The 20,478-nt window shown below is 63.9% G+C and carries 17 protein-coding genes; 3 read left to right on the forward strand and 14 right to left on the reverse strand.

From position 1 onward, the window contains the following. Positions 1-41: 41 nt before the first annotated feature. The 13 genes from murC to ACVZUB_RS17220 form a co-directional block, all read right to left on the reverse strand. On the reverse strand, positions 42-1,550 hold the full coding sequence (murC, locus tag ACVZUB_RS17160; protein WP_482627560.1) for a UDP-N-acetylmuramate--L-alanine ligase: 1,509 nt from the start codon (positions 1,548-1,550) through the stop codon (positions 42-44). Continuing rightward, the gene (murG, locus tag ACVZUB_RS17165) at positions 1,547-2,716 is read right to left on the reverse strand and encodes an undecaprenyldiphospho-muramoylpentapeptide beta-N-acetylglucosaminyltransferase (protein ID WP_003941767.1); all 1,170 of its coding nucleotides are present in this window, start codon (positions 2,714-2,716) and stop codon (positions 1,547-1,549) included. The genes murC and murG overlap by 4 nt, the downstream gene beginning before the upstream one ends. Beyond that, on the reverse strand, positions 2,713-4,191 hold the full coding sequence (gene ftsW, locus ACVZUB_RS17170; protein ID WP_064075437.1) for a putative lipid II flippase FtsW: 1,479 nt from the start codon (positions 4,189-4,191) through the stop codon (positions 2,713-2,715). The genes murG and ftsW overlap by 4 nt, the downstream gene beginning before the upstream one ends. Beyond that, positions 4,188-5,711: a UDP-N-acetylmuramoyl-L-alanine--D-glutamate ligase gene (gene murD / locus ACVZUB_RS17175; protein ID WP_283551913.1), complete on the reverse strand. Its 1,524-nt coding sequence runs from the start codon at positions 5,709-5,711 to the stop codon at positions 4,188-4,190. Before murD ends, ftsW begins: the two co-directional genes overlap by 4 nt. A 5-nt stretch (positions 5,712-5,716) precedes the next feature. Next, positions 5,717-6,799, reverse strand: coding sequence for a phospho-N-acetylmuramoyl-pentapeptide-transferase (gene mraY / locus ACVZUB_RS17180; RefSeq protein ID WP_003941699.1), 1,083 nt, complete (start codon positions 6,797-6,799; stop codon positions 5,717-5,719). Next, positions 6,796-8,355 carry a UDP-N-acetylmuramoyl-tripeptide--D-alanyl-D-alanine ligase gene (locus tag ACVZUB_RS17185; RefSeq protein ID WP_482627561.1) on the reverse strand — a complete coding sequence of 520 codons (1,560 nt, stop codon included), beginning with the start codon at positions 8,353-8,355 and terminating at the stop codon, positions 6,796-6,798. Before ACVZUB_RS17185 ends, mraY begins: the two co-directional genes overlap by 4 nt. Beyond that, positions 8,352-9,986 (reverse strand): UDP-N-acetylmuramoyl-L-alanyl-D-glutamate--2,6-diaminopimelate ligase, encoded by a 1,635-nt coding sequence (locus ACVZUB_RS17190; RefSeq protein WP_482628539.1) that lies wholly within the window; start codon positions 9,984-9,986, stop codon positions 8,352-8,354. Before ACVZUB_RS17190 ends, ACVZUB_RS17185 begins: the two co-directional genes overlap by 4 nt. Positions 9,987-10,169: 183 nt before the next feature. After that, positions 10,170-12,044 (reverse strand): peptidoglycan D,D-transpeptidase FtsI family protein, encoded by a 1,875-nt coding sequence (locus ACVZUB_RS17195; RefSeq protein WP_003941764.1) that lies wholly within the window; start codon positions 12,042-12,044, stop codon positions 10,170-10,172. Beyond that, positions 12,041-12,685: a cell division protein FtsL gene (gene ftsL / locus ACVZUB_RS17200; RefSeq protein WP_482627562.1), complete on the reverse strand. Its 645-nt coding sequence runs from the start codon at positions 12,683-12,685 to the stop codon at positions 12,041-12,043. Before ftsL ends, ACVZUB_RS17195 begins: the two co-directional genes overlap by 4 nt. Next, on the reverse strand, positions 12,682-13,695 hold the full coding sequence (gene rsmH / locus ACVZUB_RS17205; RefSeq protein WP_007730079.1) for a 16S rRNA (cytosine(1402)-N(4))-methyltransferase RsmH: 1,014 nt from the start codon (positions 13,693-13,695) through the stop codon (positions 12,682-12,684). Before rsmH ends, ftsL begins: the two co-directional genes overlap by 4 nt. A gap of 190 nt (positions 13,696-13,885) precedes the next feature. Further along, positions 13,886-14,317 (reverse strand): division/cell wall cluster transcriptional repressor MraZ, encoded by a 432-nt coding sequence (gene mraZ / locus ACVZUB_RS17210; RefSeq protein WP_003941779.1) that lies wholly within the window; start codon positions 14,315-14,317, stop codon positions 13,886-13,888. A 556-nt stretch (positions 14,318-14,873) separates the two neighbouring features. Further along, the gene (locus tag ACVZUB_RS17215; protein WP_003941660.1) at positions 14,874-15,320 is read right to left on the reverse strand and encodes a DUF3040 domain-containing protein; all 447 of its coding nucleotides are present in this window, start codon (positions 15,318-15,320) and stop codon (positions 14,874-14,876) included. Between the two features lie 237 nt (positions 15,321-15,557). After that, positions 15,558-16,109: an SAV_6107 family HEPN domain-containing protein gene (locus tag ACVZUB_RS17220; protein WP_228401065.1), complete on the reverse strand. Its 552-nt coding sequence runs from the start codon at positions 16,107-16,109 to the stop codon at positions 15,558-15,560. 147 nt (positions 16,110-16,256) lie between these two features. Between ACVZUB_RS17220 and ACVZUB_RS17225 the strand changes: the two genes are divergently transcribed. The 3 genes from ACVZUB_RS17225 to ACVZUB_RS17235 all read left to right on the forward strand — a co-directional run bounded on the left by ACVZUB_RS17225 (position 16,257) and on the right by ACVZUB_RS17235 (position 19,307). Further along, on the forward strand, positions 16,257-16,862 hold the full coding sequence (locus tag ACVZUB_RS17225; RefSeq protein WP_003941672.1) for a GNAT family N-acetyltransferase: 606 nt from the start codon (positions 16,257-16,259) through the stop codon (positions 16,860-16,862). Continuing rightward, a complete protein-coding gene (locus tag ACVZUB_RS17230) occupies positions 16,859-18,457 on the forward strand; it encodes a phytoene desaturase family protein (protein ID WP_042452826.1) in 1,599 nt (532 codons plus the stop codon). Before ACVZUB_RS17225 ends, ACVZUB_RS17230 begins: the two co-directional genes overlap by 4 nt. A 70-nt stretch (positions 18,458-18,527) precedes the next feature. After that, the gene (locus ACVZUB_RS17235) at positions 18,528-19,307 is read left to right on the forward strand and encodes an LppM family (lipo)protein (protein ID WP_285182739.1); all 780 of its coding nucleotides are present in this window, start codon (positions 18,528-18,530) and stop codon (positions 19,305-19,307) included. 51 nt (positions 19,308-19,358) lie between these two features. On the opposite strand, the gene ACVZUB_RS17240 is transcribed toward ACVZUB_RS17235, so the two are convergent. Then, positions 19,359-20,348 carry a methylenetetrahydrofolate reductase gene (locus ACVZUB_RS17240; RefSeq protein ID WP_003941803.1) on the reverse strand — a complete coding sequence of 330 codons (990 nt, stop codon included), beginning with the start codon at positions 20,346-20,348 and terminating at the stop codon, positions 19,359-19,361. Positions 20,349-20,478 lie beyond the last annotated feature (130 nt).

Raw genomic sequence — 20,478 nt, forward strand, 5'->3', positions numbered from 1 at the left:
TCGAGGATCTCGACGCCCGCGCCGACTTCGTGCGTCGGGTGTCATCGCGGCGCGGGATGCGGCGCCGAACGCAAAGCATCGAGGATCTGTTTGCCGAGCATGGTCACGTCACCGGCACCCATCGTGATGACGATGTCGCCGGGATGAGCCAACGCCGCCACCTGCTTCGGCGCCTGTGACAGATCCGGTTGATAGTGAACAGGTTTCGTGACCGACTGAGCGACCAGCGCACCACTGACGCCCGGCATCGGCTCTTCGCGAGCGCCGTAGACATCGAGAACGACAACCTCGTCGGCCAAGTCCAGCGCCTGCGCGAACTCCTCGGCAAACGCGGCGGTGCGTGAATAGAGATGAGGTTGGAAGACCACGATCACGCGTCCGGCTGCCGAATTGGTCGACGACGAATCGTCCTCCGGTCGAACCAGATCCGCCGCCGCGCCGAGAACCGCACGAACTTCGGTCGGATGGTGGGCGTAGTCGTCGAACACCCGGACACCACGCTCGCGGCCGGTGAACTGGAACCGGCGGTGTACGCCACCGAATCCGGCGAGCCCCTCGACGATCTCCTCCGTCTCGGCGCCGGCGTCACGGGCAGCCAGTAGAGCCGCAAGTGCGTTGAGCGCCATGTGACGACCCGGCACTGCCATCCGCACGGTTCGCGCGGCGCTCTCGCCCGCCAGGTGGAACTGCAGGACTCCCCCGACGTCGTGCGCATGGAAGCCCAGTAGTCGGACTCCGACCTCGACACCGGCGACAGGCTCGAAGGCGGTGCCCGCCTCCACTTCCTGCGCGTCTGCCGATCCGTAACCGAGTACCCGGATGTCCGAACGGCCCGAGGCCACGATTCGCTTCGCGAGATCCGCCGATCCCGGGTCGTCGAGGCAAGCAATCAAGAGCCCACCCGGACGCAACTTGTCGACAAAATCGTCGAACACCTTCACATACGCTTCGACACTCCCGAAATAGTCGAGGTGATCGGCCTCGATGTTGGTCACGACGATCACGTTGGGGTCGTACTGCAGCAGCGACCCGTCACTCTCGTCCGCCTCCGCGACAAAGACGTCACCGCTGCCGTGATGGGCATTCGTTCCCGCTTCGTTGAGTTCGCCGCCAACGGCGAACGAAGGGTCGAATCCACAGTGCTGCAGGGCGACCACGAGCATCGAGGTCGTCGACGTCTTGCCGTGTGTACCCGAAACCAGGAACGTGCGATTGCCCTGCATCAGTGATGCAAGGACAGCCGGACGAAGAATCACCGGGATTCCGCGGCGAGCGGCCTCGACGAGTTCCGGGTTGTCCTTCGGGATAGCCGCGTGCGTCGTGACGACGACGGTCGGACCACCCGGCAGCAGGTCGAGAGCATCGGCGTCGTGGCCGATCCGGACCTGCGCCCCGCGTGCACGGAGCGCCAGGACTCCTCGGCTCTCCTTGGCGTCCGAACCCGAGACGAGGCCCCCGCGGGAAAGCAGAATTCGCGCGATGCCGGACATACCGGCACCGCCGATTCCGACCATGTGTACTCGCTCGAGGTGGGCGGGCAGCGCGGTCATCGGTTTCCCCTTGCGTTTTCCTGGACGGCGTTTTCCTTTGCCGCGATGTCGAGCACGATCCGTGCGATCTCGGTTGCCGCGGTGCGGTGCCCGACGTTGGCAGCACCACTGCTCATCTTGTCGAGGCGCGCGCTGTCGCTCAGCATCGGGACGACGGTACCGGCGACGAACGTCGGCGTGAGCTCGTTGTCGGAGACGATGATCGCACCGCCCGCTGCGACAACGGGTTTCGCGTTGAGTTCCTGCTCACCATTGCCGTGCGGCAACGGAACGTAGACGGCCGGAAGCCCGACCGCCGAGACCTCGGCGACCGTCATCGCGCCCGAACGACAGATAGTCGCGTCGGCTGCGGCATACGCGAGATCCATCCGCGAAAGATAAGGAACAGCCACATACGGTGCCGTCTCCGAGTACTGCGTGACTTCGAGAGAGTTCTTGGGTCCGTGTGCGTGAAGGACCGAGATCCCGGCCTTCGCCAGTTCTTCCGCTGCTCCGGACACCGCGTCGTTGAGCGACTTCGCGCCTTGCGATCCGCCGAAGACGAGCAGAACGGGACCGTCCTGAGGTAGTCCGAAGTACTCGCGAGCTTGCGAGCGGAGTCCCGCTCGATCGAAATTGGCGATCGACGCGCGAACCGGGATGCCAACGATCTCGGCGTCCTGATCGCCGCGGTTCTTCACTCCGGAACCCGGAACAGCAGCAAGCACCCGCGTCGCCAGGCGAGCACCGATCTTGTTCGCGATGCCGGCACTGGCGTTCGCCTCGTGGATGACGATCGGAATCTTGCGGCGGCGCCGAAGAACACCACCACGTGCGGCAAGATACGCCGGAAGCGCGACGTAACCACCGAAACCGACGATCACGTCGGCGTCGACGGAATCGAGTACCTCGCGGGTCTTGCGCACCGAGGCGAGGATGCGTGTCGGCAGTTTGACGAGATCCATCGTGGGCTTACGAGGAAGCGGAACCGGCGGAATGAGCTCGAGCGTGTACCCGCGAGCCGGCACCAAGGTGGTTTCGAGACCACGCGCCGTCCCGAGCGCAGTGATTCTGGTGTCGGGCGCAGCGGCCTTGACCGCGTCCGCGACAGCAAGTGCGGGTTCGATGTGACCAGCCGTGCCTCCCCCTGCCACCACTACCGACAGAGCCGATTTGTTGCCGCTCACCTACGAATTCCTCGCTCTCGAACTTCTCGTGGATCTTGTGCCCTACGTGTCGGCGCCTGCCGACGCTGACCATTCTGCCCTCCCGCGGTGCGCTTCCGTGACCCAGCGGCCGCACCTCGGTTGGAATCCGAGGAAGGGCGAGCACCTTGATCTGCCCGCTTGCGTCGATCGCCCGTCTCGATCGCGCGCCGGCCGTCGCGTCCGCGTGCCGGTTCGATCTGCCGTGCGGGCTTCGGTCGACGGATCGGCCGGCCCCCTGACGGCGGGTGGTACAGCACGGGCTTCGGCAGTCTGAGCAACTTCGAGATCTTGCCGTCCTGCCCGGAGTTCAGAGCGGCAACTGCTTCGGGCTCGTGGCGCGCTGCATTGGCGATGACACCGAACATGAACAATGTGATCGCCAAGGACGAACCGCCGGCGGAGACCAAGGGCAACTGGAGTCCGGTCACCGGCAGCAGTCCGATGACGTAACCGATGTTGATCATTGCCTGGCCGACGATCCAGGTAGTTGCAGTGGCCGACAGGAGCCGCCAGAACGGATCGATGCTGCGGGCTGCGATCCGCAATCCCGTGTAGACGAATACAGCGAACAAACCGATCACCACTGCGCAGCCGACAAATCCCAACTCTTCGCCGATGATCGCGAAGATGAAGTCGTTGTGCGCGTTGGGTAGGTAGTTCCACTTGGCGACGCTCTGACCGAGTCCGCGTCCGAAAAAGCCCCCGTCGGCGAGCGAATACAAAGCCTGCTTGGCCTGATAGTTGTTGCCCTGCAGGTCGTCGCTCTTGTTGAAGAAGGCTTGAACTCGATCGGAACGATAACCGGCCGTCATCGCCAGCACGCCCGCCACGACGACGCCCGTCACCGCGATCGAGCCGAAGAGCTTCAGTGGCAGCCCACCGAACCACAGCAGGGCCCCGACGATGATTCCCAATGCGATGGTCGTACTGAGGTTCGGTTGCGCGACGACCAGCGCGAAGACCAGCATTGCTGCGGGCACGAGCGGAATCAGGATCGACTTCACGGATCGGTCGTCCGGCCGCCGCGAAGCCAACAGATGGGCGCCCCAGATCGCCAACGCGACCTTCATGATTTCCGAGGGCTGCACCGAGAACCCGCCGACGTTGAACCAGCGACGCGCGCCCTGCGCTTCTGTGCCGATTCCCGGAATCAGGACGAGTACCAGCATGATCAGCACGACGACGAACAGCGGAAACGAATACTGCCGGAGCACTCTCGCCGGGATCCGCAGCGCGACGTAGAAGAGCACAGCTCCGAGAATCGCGAAGATCAACTGCTGGGTGAACAACGAATACGCCGAGCCACCGGACACGTACTGCTCGACGCTCGACGCCGACAGAACCATCACGAGCCCCAAGACAGTCAACATCGTGGCAATCGTCACCACCAGGTGGAACGACGCCAACGGCCGCGCCAACCAGGCACCGATTCGGGTCTTGGGACCCTTGGTCATAGCAAGTTCCCGGCTTGGCCAGGCGAATCCGTGAACGGATCGGGTAATGCGGCTACGGCGGCGGCGAAGCTGTCACCACGATGTCCGTAGCTGGCGAACATGTCCAAGGACGCGGCGGCCGGGGCGAGTACAACTGCATCACCGGGGGACGCCAACTCGGCAGCTTCGACTACCACTGCGGCCATGACGGCATCCGCGTCGGCACCCGACGGCAGCCGGATGGTGAGAGTCGAGTTGCTGCTGTTTTCGCTCACCACTGCATCGTCCCCCGACATCACGTGCACCACGGGAACATCGGGTGCGTGTCGCGCGAGCGCGTCCTCGATCACACCAGCGTCACGCCCGAGAAGGACAGCGCCGGAGAGTCGAGGGCCGACTTCGCTCACCAATTGGTCGACGCTGGCTCCCTTGAGCAGACCGCCTGCAACCCAGACGACGCGATCGTGCGCGAGTATCGACGGTCTGGCTGCGTGCGGATTGGTGGCCTTGGAGTCGTCGATGTACACAACGGACCCGACACGGCCGACCAGCGCCCCTCGGTGTGGGCCGACCTTGTGTGCGGCCAGACCGCGTTCGACGACGTCTGCCTCGAATCCGAGTGCCCGCGCCAAGGCGGCGGCGGCCAGCGCGTCCATGACGCCTGCCGGGCCGGCGGGATCTATCGACGCTGCTTCGGCCAAGCGGACGTGATCGCCGAATGCGTTGTCCACGAGGTGTCCCGCTTCGACACCCAGTTCCCCTTCGCCCGGTTCACCCAATCTGAACCCGGTGACAATGTCTGCAGTTGCGCGAGTTCCCAGCTCGGAAGCGATCGCGTCATCGAGGCCGACCACCGCGACCTTTCCGCTCAGCGCCCGCGACTTGGCCTCGGCGTACGCGCTCATTCCGCCGTGCCAGTCGAGGTGATCCTCGGCGACGTTGAGGACCACGCCGGCATCCGGACGCACCGAAGGCGCCCAGTGCAATTGGAAGGACGACAGTTCGACAGCGAGGTACTCCACGCGCGGCGACGTCTCGGCGAGTGCGTCGAGTATCGGCAGCCCGATGTTTCCGCAGGCTCGGCCGACAACTCCGGCGGCGTCGAGAATCGAGGCCAGCATCGACGTCGTCGTGGTCTTTCCGTTCGTCCCCGTCACGACGAGCCATTTACGGGGTGTGCCGAAGTGCCCGCTGTGGTCGACGCGCCAGGAGAACTCGACGTCTCCCCAGATTGGAATCCCGTGACCGGCGGCGGCTGCAAGGATCGGTGCATCCGGCCGAAAGCCCGGACTGGTGACGACGAGCCCGTACTCGGTGATCGAATCCGGAGCATCCTCGATCGAGGTGGTGGTCACCATGTCCGCGCCGAGCTCCGCGCAGCGCTCCGCGAAGTCCAAGGTCGAATCGGCGACCGTCACGACAGCACCGAGGGCGACGAGAGGCTCGATAGTCGCTTGACCGGACACCCTCCCTCCGGCGACCAGCACGCGCGTACCGCGAAGCCAGGACAGGTCGTTCTCGGAAGCCGCTGAGCTGGTCATGGTTTTCAGCCTCCGAGCGCTGCGAGGTATTCGCTGTAGAAGAGTGCCAATCCGATAGCCGACGCAATAGCCGCCAGCAACCAGAATCTGATGATGACCGTGGTTTCAGCCCACCCGGCGAGTTCGAAGTGGTGATGGAACGGCGCCATTCGGAAGACCCGCCGTCGGCTGGACCGGAACACCGCTACCTGTATCACCACCGACGCGGCCTCCGCGACGAACAGTGCACCGATGACCACCATCAACAGTTCCGTGCTGGTGGTGATCGACAATCCGGCGAGCATGCCGCCGAGGGCAAGAGAACCGGTGTCGCCCATGAAGATCTTGGCGGGTGCGGCATTCCACCAGAGGAAACCGATGCACGCGCCCGCGCCGGCCGCGCAGAGCACCGCGAGGTCGAGCGGGTCTCGGACGTCGTAGCAACCCTTACCGGGATTCGTCTCGCACGAGTAGCGGAACTGCCAGAACGTGATGATGACGTAGGCGCCGAGAACGAAACTCATCGCTCCGGCGGCCAATCCGTCGAGGCCGTCGGTCAGGTTGACGGCATTGGACCAGGCGCTGACCAGTAGGTAGCAGAAGGCGATGAAGACCACGGAACCGAGTGAGACGGTGGCGATGTCGCGGACGTACGACAGATGAACACTGCCCGGAGTCAGCCCGTCGTCACCGCGGAACTGAAGGGCCAAAATTCCGAAGGCAATGGCAGCGACGAACTGGCCGACCAGCTTCGCTGTCTTGTTCAGTCCCAGATTGCGCTGCTTGCGGATCTTGATGAAGTCGTCGAGGAAACCGACTCCACCGAGCGCGGTGGTCAGACCGAGAACGAGTAGGCCGGACGCCGATGGCCCCTCCGCGTTGTCCATGCCGAGACCGATGAGGTGTGAGCCGAGATAGCCGGCCCAGATTCCGGTCAGGATCGCGACGCCGCCCATTGTCGGCGTGCCGCGCTTGGCCTGGTGACTGGCTGGACCTTCGGTTCGGATCTCCTGCCCGAAACCTTGTTTCGAGAACGCCTTGATCAGAATCGGCGTGAGCATGATGGAGACCGCCAGCGCGATGCCTGCGGCGAGAAGAATCTGGATCACTGCGAATCCCCGCCGTTCTCGCCATCGGTGTTCGCGTCACCGGTGTTGTCGCTGGGCGTTGCGGCCAGAATCGCTTCGGCGACCGTCCACAGTTCAACCGACTTGGACGCCTTCACCAGGACGAGATCGCCCGGTTCGAGTTCCGCTTCGAGAATGGCGATTGCCGCAGCTGCGTCGGGCACGACGACGGACTCGTCACCCCACGACCCCTCCATCACTGCTCCTTGATGCATCGCACGCGAGGTGCGGCCCGTCCCGACGACGATCAACTTGCTGACATCGAGTCTGACGGCCAGGCGACCGATCGCGTCGTGCTCGACAACTGATTCCGGTCCGAGCTCACCCATCTCTCCGAGCACAGCCCAGCTACGGCGACCGAAGTGCCGATCCGATCGCGCCATGGACACCAACGCTTTGAGCGCAGCGCGCATGGAATCGGGATTGGCGTTGTAACTGTCGTTGACGACGGTGACGCCGTCGGCGCGCTCGGTGACTTCCATCCGCCTCGCGGACGCTGCCTTCGTGCCCTCGAGGACACGCGCGATGTCTGCAACCGCGAGGCCGTTCTCGAGTGCGACGGCCGCCGCGGCCAGGGCGTTGCTCACGTGGTGTTCGCCGTGAACGGCCAGGCGAATACGTGCAGAACCCTGTGAACAGTTCAGTGTGAAGGAAGCCCTGGCCTGGTCGTCGACAACCACGTCGGTCGCCCGAACGTCGCAGTCTTCGGACTGACCGACGAATACGATCCGGGCCTTGGTTCGACTCGCCATTGCGGCGACCATGCGGTCGTCGGCGTTGAGGACCGCAACTCCACCGTCGGCTGCCGACGGGAGTGCTTCCACCAGTTCACCTTTGGCGACCGCGATCGCTTCACGCGAACCGAACTCACCGAGATGGGCAGTGCCCACATTGAGAACTACGCCGATCTTCGGCGGCGCGATCTTCGTCAGTTCGCCGACATGACCGACCCCACGGGCCGACATCTCGAGAACGAGGAAGCGGGTATTCTCGTCGGCGCGGAGCACTGTCCACGGCAGACCTAATTCGTTGTTGAACGACCCGGGGGGCGCAACCACCTCGCCGCACTCGCGCAGCAGCGCTGCTATCAGATCCTTGGTCGAGGTCTTGCCGGCAGAACCGGTGACACCGACAAGCGTCAGTCCACCATCGGTCGGTGCGCCGTCAGTTGCCAGTTCGTCGACGACGGCTCGGGCCAGAAGGCCGAGGGCATGCAGGACCGCGGCTCCGGACCCGTCGGTGTCGTGTTCGAGCAGCATCACTGCACTGGGACCGTCGTTCGGCACCGATGGAACGACGATTGCCGGAACTCCGACCGGCCGCGCCGCGAGCACCGCCACAGCGCCCGCTGCCACCGCCGCTTCCGCGTGATCATGACCGTCGACACGCGCTCCGGGTAGGGCGAGGAAGAGCCCACCTGGAGCTACTTTGCGCGAATCGAATTCGACGGTTCCAGTCACCTGCGTCGACGAATCGTCGACGTCGTGCAGGGTTCCTCCGACGATCTCGGCGATCCGAGAGAGCGTCATCGGGATCATTGCTTGCCTCCATGTGCTGTGTTGATCGCGAATCGGCCGATCATTTCGCCCAACACCTCGCGGTCGTCGAACGGGTGTTTGACCCCGTCGATTTCTTGACCTACTTCGTGGCCTTTGCCTGCCACCAGGACGACATCTCCTGGCTGTGCCCACCGGACTGCTTGCTCGATCGCGGCGGCCCGGTCCCCCACTTCGCGAACCTCGCCGCGTTCGGATTCGAGCACGTCCATGGCGCCTTGCATCACCGAAGCGCGAATCTTCGCCGGATCCTCGGTGCGTGGGTTGTCGTCGGTGACGATCAGCAGGTCTGCGCCTCGCGCACCCGCTTCACCCATGAGTGCCCGTTTGCCGGCGTCGCGGTCACCGCCCGCACCGACCACCACGGCCACTCGGCCGGGAACCTGGTTGCGCAGCGTGGCGATCACGGCTTCGAGCGCTGCCGGCTTGTGGGCGTAGTCGACCACGGCGAGAAAGCTCTGCCCCCGGTCGATCCGCTGAACTCGCCCCGGGACGTCCACGGTCCCGAGCGCTCGAACAGCCGCGTCCGGGTCGAGTCCCGCAGCAAAACTGACGGTCAACGCCAGCGCAGCGTTGGCCACGTTGTATCGCCCGGGGAGACGAATTGAGACTGGCCACGACTGTCCATCCGGCCCGACCAACTCGAAGGTCTGCGAGCCGTCCTCGGCAACCTCGACTGCGCCGACCGTCCACTCGGCCTCGGCCGTCGAGGTCGAGACCGTGGTCACCGCGTCGCTCTCGTCGGTCGCGGCCAACTCGGCCATCCGTCGACCCCACACGTCGTCGACGCAGACGACGGCATGCTCGGCTCGCACCGTCGACTCAGGATCGAACAACCGAGCCTTGGCCTGGAAGTACTCCTCGAAGTCCCGATGGAAATCCAGGTGGTCCTGCGAAAGATTGGTGAACGCGCCGATGTCGAAGCGGATGCCGTCGACGCGTCCGAGAGCAAGAGCGTGACTGGAGACCTCCATGACGACGGTATCGATCCCCTGCTCTGCCATCACGGCGAACAGAGCATGCAGTTGCGGAGCTTCCGGCGTGGTCAGAGCGCTGGGCACCCGGCGGCCGTCGATTCGAGTCTCGATGGTCCCGACCAGGCCGGGCTTGCGGCCGGCTCCGGCAATCGCAGCTTCGAGCAAGTACGACGTCGTGGTCTTGCCCGATGTACCGGTAATGCCGACGACCTGCATCTTCTCCGAGGGCCGGCCGTAGATTTCCGCGGAGATCTCACCGAGCACATCCCGCGGGTTCGGATGAACGAGAACTGGGACGGACCGGTCAGGCGCCTTGTCCGCGGCCTCGATCAGTTCGAGGCCGGCCTCGTCGGTCAAGATCGCGGTCGCACCGCGCCCCAGAGCGTCGACGGCGAACTGAGCGCCATGGGTCCGTGCACCGGGCAGAGCGGCGAAGAGGTCATCGGTCACGATTCCCTGCGCACGCAGGTCGACGCCCTTGACGACGACCTCCGAGGACTGTGATCCCGGTTGCCCCACCCATTCGAGGCGAGCCCCGGACAGTTCGGAGAGCGCCGTGATCGCGGTAGCAACCGGTTGTGTCGGACGCGTCCCGGGAGCGCCGTCCGAGTTCGACGATTGCAAACGATTCGGCACTGTCACTCGACTCCTGGCAATTGTCGTTGTTCTATCGCGGTCGTTGTCTATGGCGGTCGTTGTCTATGGCGGTCGCAACGCAAGCAAAGTTCGGCGCACTGCGATGAATGAGGTTACTGCGACGTTTGAGATTACCGTGTCCGGGATTCACCCGAAGACTGTGTCGAAACCGACACACCGCAATCAGTCCGCCTGCAACACCAACTTGCGACCGGGGTCCGGCGACATCGGGACACTGTCACGCTGGAGCATCCACGACGCGATGTTGTGGAACAACGGTGCCGCCGACTGACCGCCGCCGCCGTCCACGCCGCGAACCGGTGCGTCGAGCATGATTCCGATCACGAATCGAGGATTGTCCGCAGGCGCGATTCCCGCGAAGGTGATCCAGTAGTTGGAGTTGGAGTAGCACTTGCACGCGGGATCCACCTGCTGCGCGGTCCCGGTCTTTCCACTGACCTGGTATCCCTCGACGCCCGCGGCAACACCGGTTCCTCGTTGGTTGCCGGTGTCTTCCTGAGTGACCGACCGGAACATGTCCCGAACGGTCGCCGCTGTCTGGGCGCTGACCACCTCGACGCCCTCGGGTTGCGGCGTCTCGGTCCGCGTGCCGGAAGAATCGACAGTCGACTTCACGATCCGCGGAGGAATTCGCACGCCGTCGTTGGCAATGGCCTGGTACATCCCGGTCATCTGCAGGGTTGTCATCGAGAGACCCTGCCCGATCGGCAGGTTCGCGAAGGTTCCGCCCGACCACTGGTCGCGACTCGGAACGCTGCCCGCGCTCTCGCCGGGAAGTCCGACGTCGGTGCGTTGTCCGAGGCCGAACCTGTTCAGCATGTCTGCGTAGCGATCCTCGCCCACTCGCTGAGCGAGCATCAAGGTGCCGACGTTCGAGGACTTTCCGAACACACCGGTAGAGGTGTACGGGGCCACACCGTGATCCCACGCGTCCTTGACTGTGGCACCGGACATCGTGATGCTGCCCGGGACCTGCAGAACTTCGTCCGGAGTTGTCTTACCGTCCTCGATGGCCGCTGCTGCGGTGACGATCTTGTTCACCGATCCGGGCTCGAACGGCGTACTGACCGACGGATTGCCCATTTCGGCTGTCGGCGCGTTCTTGTCGATGCCGATTGCGGGGTTGAAGGTGCTGTCGTTGGACATGGCCAACACCTGTCCCGTCTTGGAGTCCATGACCACAACCGAAGCGTTCTTTGCGCCCGACTTGTCCTTGGCGATCTGGACCTGCTGCTGAACGTAGAACTGGAGGTCCGAATCGATGGTCAGCTCGACACCCGAACCGTTGACTGCCGGTTGCTTGTCACGCCAGCTGCCGGGGATCACAGCGCCGTCGGAACCGCGGTCGTACGTTTCGGATCCATCGGTTCCGGCGAGCGTGGAGTCCATCGAATCTTCGAGACCGAGCAAACCGTGCCCGTCCCAGCCGGTCGCGCCGACGAGATTCGCGGCCAGAGAGCCACCGGGGTACTCGCGGATGTCCTGACGCTCGAGGCCGACCTCCCGGAACTTGTCCGAGATCTCGGCAGCAACCGCCGGATCCACGCTGCGCGCGAGGTACGTGAAAGTCTCGTTGCTGTTCATCTTCTGAAGCAGATCTTTTTCCGGAACGGTATCGCCGAGCTTGGCGTGGATTCCGGCGGCGATCTCGGCGAGGCGATCGCTCACTTCCGGCGCCTGCTTGTCACCCTCGGCGCCCTGCTCGATGCTCTTGGCGCGCGCTTCCTCGAGTTCCTTGCGTACCCGCACCGGCTGGAAAGTCAGCGCCTTGGCTTCCATGGTGAAGGCGAGGGGGTTTCCGTTGCGATCGGTTATCGAGCCACGTACAGCCGGATCGACCTGCGTCGTGGTTCGTTGATTGGCAGATTCCGCAGCCAGACTCGGCGCGTCGATTCCCTGAATCCACAAGAGCTGCAATGCCGCAACGGCGAGCGCACCACACATGGTGATACGACCGACTCGCTGACGAAACGGAAATGAGGCGGTGGCCGAGCGGCGCGGACGCCGACCGGGGTTGTTACGGGAGTTCTGACTCACCGACGTTCCTCAGGCGGAGCAGGCACCGCCGTCGTGGTGGCGGGTGCTGTCGTCGTGGGGATCACAGGAACCAATTGTTCACTCTGCGCGAGGTTTCGCGTGTTATTCGGAACGCTCGGCGTGGCTCCGGGAGCAACCGGCGTTGTGGTGCGCGGGGGTGTCGCAGTCGGTGCGGGCACCGATGTGGGCGCATCGAGCGGAGGCATAGCTCCGGCAGTCGCGGGAGTCGGCGTTCCGACGACCTCGACCGAACCGTCCGGATGAACTACCAGTCGTGCAGGGTCCTTGGCGGGGACCATGCCGAGAGCGCTTGCCTGATTTGCCAACTCCGGAGCCGAGTTACGCGACTGGAAGTCACGTTCGAGCGCTGCTTTCTGCTCGACCAAAGACTGGTTGTATGCACGTGCATCACTGAGTTGGTACGAATCCTCGGCAGCGCGAGTGGTCAGCAGCAGAGTCACCGCGAGACCGATGGACAGAAGTCCGATGACGGAGGCGACGAACGGCACTCTCCCCTTGAGCATCGGCCGAGGAGAGATAGACGGGCCGGCAGCAGCGACAGTTCCGGTCCGGCCTGCCGCCCGTGCGGTGCGCTTGTCGTATGCACGTTGCGCTGCACCGGATTTGCCCTGACGACTCATGCCCGCCTCCTGGAAATGCGTTCTGCGGCACGCAAACGCACCGGAGCTGATCGTGGGTTCTCTTCGATTTCCTGCTCTGACGCACGTTCTGCGCCACGGGTGAGAATGCGGAACTCCGGTCCCATACCCGGCAACTCGACCGGTAGTCCTTCAGGACTGGTGGACTTCGAGCGGGGAACCAACTCCGCCTTCACAACTCGATCCTCGAGCGACTGGTAGGACATGAACACCACTCGCCCACCGACTGCCAGTGCGTCGAGCCCGGCAGGAACGGCTGCACGAAGCGAATCCAACTCGGCATTGACTTCGATCCGCAGCGCTTGGAAGGTGCGCTTGGCCGGGTGTCCCCCCGTACGCCGCGTGGCTGCCGGGATTGTTCGGTACAGCAATTCGACCAGAGCTGCACTGGTGGTGAAGGGTTCACGCTCACGCTGCCGAAGGATCTCGGACGCAATCTTTCCCGCGAACCGTTCTTCGCCGTACGTGCTCAGAATGCGAGCAAGGTCGCCGTGACTGTAGGTGTTCAGGACCTCTGCCGCGGTCAGCCCGACCGTCTGATCCATCCGCATGTCGAGAGGAGCGTCGATCGAGTACGCAAAACCTCGGTCGGCTTCGTCCAACTGCATCGACGACACACCCAGATCGAAAAGGATCGCGTGAACCGACTCCGTCGACGGCAGACCTGCCTGTTCGAGCGCGTCCTCGATCCCGTCATACGTGGTGTGCACGAACGTCGTTCGGTCCGCGAATGGCGCCAGACGCTCGGAAGCGATCCGGAGTGCGTTGGTGTCGCGATCGAGACCGATGAGGTGAAGGCCCGGGTACTTGCCCAGGAAGAATTCGGAGTGGCCACCGAGCCCCAACGTCGCATCGATCATGTATGCGCCCGCTCCACCGTCACCGACGGCGGTTATGGCAGGGCCGAGAAGATCGTCGGCGCGGTGCAGAAGTACAGGGACGTGCGCGAAGCCATCGGCATCCGAGGGTTCGTTCACCTCGTGATCCACCATGATTGCTCCGGCTCCTACTTTCATGATTTCCGATGACTTTTCGAAAAGGTGCTGACTTTCCGAGAAGGCGATGACTGTTCGAGAAGGCGAATGCTTCGAGGTCCCTGCCCGAAGGAGAACCTGGCGCTGGGGAAGTGCGTCAGGGTCTTTCCGGGCAGAGGCCTCGCGGCATTCGCCGGGGGCTCTTCGCCTAGACGATCTCGCTGAGAGATTCGCCTGTTGCCTGCGAATAGTCCTCTTCGTTGTCTCCGAGATACCTCTCCCAGGCTGCTAGATCCCAGATCTCGAGGTAATCGACGGAGCCGGTCACTACGCATTCCTTGGACAGGTTTGCGTAACGCCGATGATCAGCCGAGAGGGTGATTCGCCCCTGGGCATCGGCGTGCTGTTCATCTGTGCCGGCGGCCAGGGCACGGACATACGCCCGAGCTGCCGGATCATTGCGTGGAGCTGCCGCTGCCTTTCGAGCAAGCTTGACGAACTCGTCCCGGGGGTAGATGGCGAGGCTGTGATCCTGACTCTTGGTGATCATCAATCCTCCTGCCAGTTCGTCTCGGAACTTTGCCGGCAACGTGAGCCGACCTTTGTCGTCGAGCTTCGGCGTGAAGGTACCGAGGAACACTCGACACCTCCTGCGAGCTTGCGCTGAAACCCTCCCTATCGAGCGGATCGTGCTTCAGCTCTCCGCCCGAACCCACAGTACCCCACTTTCCCCCACAAACAAGGAGCACATGGTCCCTATTCAGCATCATTTGCTGATAAATAGCAGGTCAGCGCAGGTGGGGAGACGTGGGGGAAATTTGTAACCGTGTCCCGGCCCACACCGCCGTCAGATCGACCCTTTACGCCACGATCTGTTGCTCCCCCACACAAAATCGCAGTACAAGCGCGGTTTTCGAATAGACGTGAGCGGGACGAGGTCTGGTCGTGCGTTGCAGTTCGACCAGGGTGGAGGAAAGTGGAGGGCCGAGTGGAGCGAAGTGGAGGAAGCCCGCGGACATGCCCTGAGGCAGCAGGAGTGGCGAGTGATTCGCTCGCACGTCACTGATTCACTCGATGGATTGCCGGCGCACACGTACAACACCCACAGCAACGGCGTGTGGTCGTCCGTGCCCTGAAGTGGGCGTCACGTCCGAACTGCATCACTCTCGAAGTACGCCCGAAGAAGGGCGGGAGAGCTAGTCCTGCTCGAACCTGCGTTTGAATCGATCTTCCATCCGCGACGAGAATCCGCCGCCGGACTTCCGGCCGCGTCCCCGCCCGGATCCGCCGGCACTACCCCTACCCGGCGGACCGGAGGGATGATTGCCACCTTCGGAAGCGGAGTCGGCGGCCGGCGCAGACTTACGTCCACCACCCCAGAGGAACAACACCCCTGCGCCGAACATGAACAAGAAACCGAACAGGCTGATGATCGGAAAACCGCCCGGCTTGAGCGGGAGTGCAACCCCCGCGATCAGCAGGACCAGACCCAGCACGAATAGAGCCGCTGCTTGGAACCGCCGTCTACTCGACGGCGCCCGCATACGGCCGCCCCTCACATTGGAGGCGAACTTGGGGTCTTCGGCATAGAGAGCGCTCTCGATCTGATCGAGCATGCGCTGCTCGTGCTCGGAGAGTGGCACGGTACCTCCCCCGGCACTGGAAGTTTGGCAACCACCCCACGGTGTGAGGCGGCGGGTAATCAAGTTGGACGATTACCTGTTTTCATAATACGAGCAGTTTAGGTCTCGGACCACCAACTCCGGGTACGAGTTCCGCCACAAGCGTACGTATTCGTGCCGAAGGGCCCCGATTCGGCTCCATTTGCCTGTGCGGACCAGGAAATTCCCCGGAAACAACTGCCGACACGGACCATTTGTTCACGACGCTCGCAAATGCTCGGACGCGTCCTGACCGATGAAATCTTCGACCGCCGTGAGAAAACGGCCGACCTCGGCGAAGAATGCGTCGGAATCGGAGTCCGTGATCACGATCGACACGCCGGTTTCCACGGCCGCACGCGTAGAGGACCACCCTGCGAAGAACTTCGACCACGCTCCGAACGCGGGCGCTGCAGCGTCCATCAGAACCCACGCGTTTCCGCTTCGCTTGCGCTTCGAGCCGGCACCGGCAGGAGCTGCGGCCAACACTGCCCCGGCACCACGTAGGGCCGCCAGGTAGGCACACCGGAACCGGTCGGCAGGATCGCCCGCCCCAATCGCTTCCTCTAAAAGCGCATCCGCCTTCCGGAGCAGCCCCCACGCCACACCGGACTTTCCCACTCGAGCAGTGCGGTGGCTGGCGTCCGTCGCGCCGAAGGACCGCCTCGCCGACATCGGCAATCGAGAAATTGCGGCATCCGACGGACTCGACAACTCGGCAGGAAGAGTTCGTTGGCACTTCACACGTTCAGGCTTCACACGCTCGGACATCGGGGCACCTCCTGCACCGTGAGGATCCAAGACCAGGTGGGCCGGAGATGCCCGCTTCCCTTCGGGCATCTCCGGATCACCCACATCGAACATCTGTTCGACCTATTCAATATAACTGCACCCACCGACACGCCGTCAAGAGAAGAGGTGAGACCGGTCGACCCGCAGATCGCCTGGACACCACATACGGTCGACCTCGATCGCGCAGAATTCGCGAGTCGACTCCACGAGGCACTGGCCGTGTACGTCACCGCGATGGACTATCCGCGAGGAACCGAGTTCCATCGCGCACCGATGTGGCAGGAGCACGCGAACCGGCCTGGCTGGAAGGCCGTCGGCGCATTGGCGGTTCCTCAGCAACCGTCACACGAAAATCTGCCGCTGGTGGGGATCGCTTACGGGTATCGCGGGAGCCCGGACCAGTGGTGGCATCAACAGGTACTGCACGGGCTTCGGCGCTCGGGTCGTCCCCAGAGCGAGATCGACGCGATTCTGAGCGACTACTTCGAACTCACCGAACTCCACGTGCATCCGAACGGACAAGGTCACCGGTTGGGCGAATCGCTCTTGCGTCACCTCCTCGTCGATCGACCCGAACGTAGTGTGCTGTTGTCGACACCCGAGGTGTACGACGAGGACAACCGAGCCTGGCGGCTGTACCGTCGCCTCGGCTTTCGTGACGTGCTCCGCAGATTTCGTTTTGCCGGCGACAACCGGCCGTTCGCAGTCCTCGGCCGTGGACTGCCGCTGTGAGCGCGCTTCTCGACGCCGTCGTCGTCGGCTCCGGACACAACGCGCTCGTATCGGCCGCCTACCTCGCACGCGAGGGTTGGTCGGTCGAGGTTCTGGAGAAGGACACGGTTCTCGGCGGCGCCGTCTCGACCGTCGAGCGATTTCCCGGATACAAGGTGGACCGGGGGTCGTCGGCACACCTCATGATCCGACACAGCGGCATCATCGAGGAACTCGGACTCGGCGCGCACGGACTGCGCTACATCGACTGTGACCCGTGGGCGTTCGCGCCGCCCGCCCCGGGCACCGACGGGCCGGGCATCGTGTTTCACCGCGACCTCGACGCAACCTGCTGGTCCATCGAACGAGCATGCGGGACAAAGGACGCCGACTCCTACCGGCGATTCGTCGCGGTCTGGTCGGAGCGCAGTCGACATGTCATGAAAGCGTTTTCCGCACCGCCCACCGGATCGAACCTGATCGGTGCGTTCGGAGGTCTCGCCACCGCACGCGGCAACAGCGAACTGTCTCGGCAGTTCCTCGCGCCTGGCGACGCACTGCTCGACGAGTATTTCGACAGTGAGGCACTCAAAGCAGCGCTTGCGTGGTTCGGCGCCCAGTCCGGGCCTGCGATGTCGGAACCGGGAACCGCTCCGATGGTCGGCTTCGCGGCCCTCATGCACGTCTTGCCGCCAGGGCGAGCAGTCGGTGGAAGCGGCGCACTGAGTGCTGCGTTGGCCTCCCGGATGGCTGTCGACGGCGCCACGGTCGCGCTCGGTGACGGCGTGACGTCGATCCGTCGAAACTCGAGTCACTGGACCGCCACAACCGAGAGCGGTCGAGAAGTTCACGCTCGCAAGGTAATCGCCGGGTGCCACATCCTGACCACGCTCGACCTCCTGGGCCGAGGGGGCTTCGACCGAACCACGCTCGATCACTGGCGGCGGAAAATCAGGGTCGGCCCCGGCATCGGCGCGGTACTTCGACTGGCGACATCCGCGCTTCCGTCGTACCGCGGCGACGCCACGACACGGGAAAGTACCTCGGGATTGCAATTACTCGTCTCCGATCGCGCACACTTGCGCACTGCACACGGCGCAGCACTGGCGGGGGAACTTCCTCCTCGCCCTGCGGTTCTCGGAATGAGTTTCAGCGGAATCGATCCCACGATCGCCCCGGCCGGTCGGCATCAGGTGACACTGTGGTCGCAGTGGCAACCGTATCGCCTCAGCGGACATCGCGATTGGGCATCGGTCGCCGAGGCGGAGGCCGACCGGATCGTCGGCGAGATGGAGGCTTTCGCACCCGGGTTCGCCGATTCCGTCCTCGACCGGTTCATTCAGACTCCCCGGGACATCGAGTCGGAATTGGGGATGATCGGCGGAAATGTCATGCACGTCGAGATGTCACTCGATCAGATGATGTTGTGGCGACCGCTTCCGGAACTGTCCGGCCATCGTGTTCCGGGAGCAGACGGGTTGTATCTGACCGGAGCATCGACTCATCCCGGTGGCGGTGTGTCCGGAGCCAGCGGTCGCAGTGCGGCTCGAATCGCACTGTCGGACAGCCGCCGGGGCGCGACTCGTCGTTGGATGCGTCGTTCGAGCAGGTCGTGAAGGTCACCCGCCGAACTTCACCCGCCGACACGCCCCCGCCTCGATGACTGGCTACGCCACGGCTGGCACGATGACCACTGTGCAACAGTCCACCGATCCCGCCGCCAAGCCGACCAGTCGGAAACGTTTCCTGACGGTTGCCGCGCTCGCCCTCATGCTTGTTCCCTTGCTTGCCGGGTGCATCCGCGTGCAGGTGTCGATGGGAGTGTCCGCGAACGATCGTGTGACCGGACAGGTGGTAGCTGCCGCTATTCCGGCGAACGAGGCGGACAAGGGTCCGCAGCTGACCCCACCTTCGTCGCTGGAGGACAAGATACGGGTTCAGGAGTACAAGAAGGACGGGTACGTCGGCAGCCAGGCGTTCTTCAGCGACTTGTCCTTCGGTGACGTCGCCCAACTGGGCTCCATGTACGCCGAGGGGTCCGGGTCGTTCCAGATCACCCTCAAGCGATCCGGGGACACCGTCACGCTCGACGGCAAGGCAGACCTGAAGACGGTTCCAACTCAGGGCGCCGACGTCCAGGTCAGCATCGCCTTCCCGGCACGGGTCGGCACGACCAACGGAACACGAGACGGCGATTCCCGGGTGTCGTGGACCTTGCCCGCCGGCGAGGTGTCCACGATGCGCGCCGAGGTCAACTACGCGGACCCAAGCACCCGAAGCTTCGCCGGGTGGGCAGGAATCATGGCCGGGCTGGCGCTCGGTGTCGCGATTGTCGTCGGTGCGATGGCCTGGATGGCGCGCAATCGAGCACCGATCAAGCGCGCGCCGGCCGCGAAAGCACCGGTCATGAAGACGCCTGTCACGAAGCAAGCAGACAACAAGAATCCGAAAAACACCACGAAATAGCGCCTGACGATTGCCCCCCCCTCGATTGGTGTCGAGCGGGGCAACCGGAGATCAGACGGCTTGTGCTGTCCCGACCGAAGTGTCGGGAGTGAGACCGAGTCGCTCGAGGACCTCACTGGTGGCGCGCGCAAAGTTCAACGTGATGAAGTGCAGGCACGGAGCGCCTTCGGCGATCAACCGCTCACCCATCTCGGTGGCCAGATCGATGCCGAGTTCGCGGACCGCTGCACGGTTCTCGTCCGGACCGCTTCCGGCCGCGGCGTCGAATCGACGCTCGAGAGCGGGGGGCAACGACGAGCCCGAGAGCTCGAGCATGCGCCGCACCGAGCGCAGCGACGTCACCGGCATGATCTCCGGGATGATCGGCTTGGCGCCCTGTTCTGCGTCGTACGCACTCACCCGGTCACGAAGACGCAGGTAGTCCTCCACGTCGAAGAACATCTGTGTGATCGAGTACTCTGCGCCGGCACGCAACTTCGACACCAGGTACTTCGTGTCGTATGCCAAGTCCGGAGCGCGGTAGTGCCCCTCGGGGAACGATGCGACGCCGACGTGGAAGTCGCCCAGGTCACGGACCATCCGCACGAGTTCCTCGGCGTACTCGACGCCTTCGGGATGCTTCTTCCACTCGCCGAGCGGATCGCCGGGCGGATCGCCGCGCAATACGAGGATGTTGCTGATCCCACGATCGGCGTAGGCACCGACCATGGCGCGAAGCTCTTCGGTGCTGTGTGAGACAGCAGTCAGGTGAGCAACCGGCAGCAGGGTCGTCTCTTCGGCAAGTTCGCCGGTGACACGCACCGTACGATCGCGCGTCGAGCCACCTGCGCCGTAGGTCATCGAGACGAACGCCGGTCCGAGCCGCTCGAAGGTACGCACCGCACGCCACAGGCGCGCTTCGGCGTCCGCGTCACGCGGCGGCGAAAACTCGACCGAGAACGGAATACGGCTACCTGTCGAGGAAGCGATCCGATCGACGATCGACGGTGTTCGGGTGGCCCACCCCTCGCTGGAGCGGCCCCTGACTGGATCGAATGTCACCGGTCAAGCATATGTTTTCCAGCTGCAAACAAGCTCATCGCCCAGTACTGCGTATCCCGAATGTCAGGATCGCGCAGTTCACGGCCCGACCCGCCGTTGATTCCAGCCCCTACTAAGCTGGGCCCCAAGC

This window comes from Rhodococcus sp. OS5, from assembly GCF_056837585.1.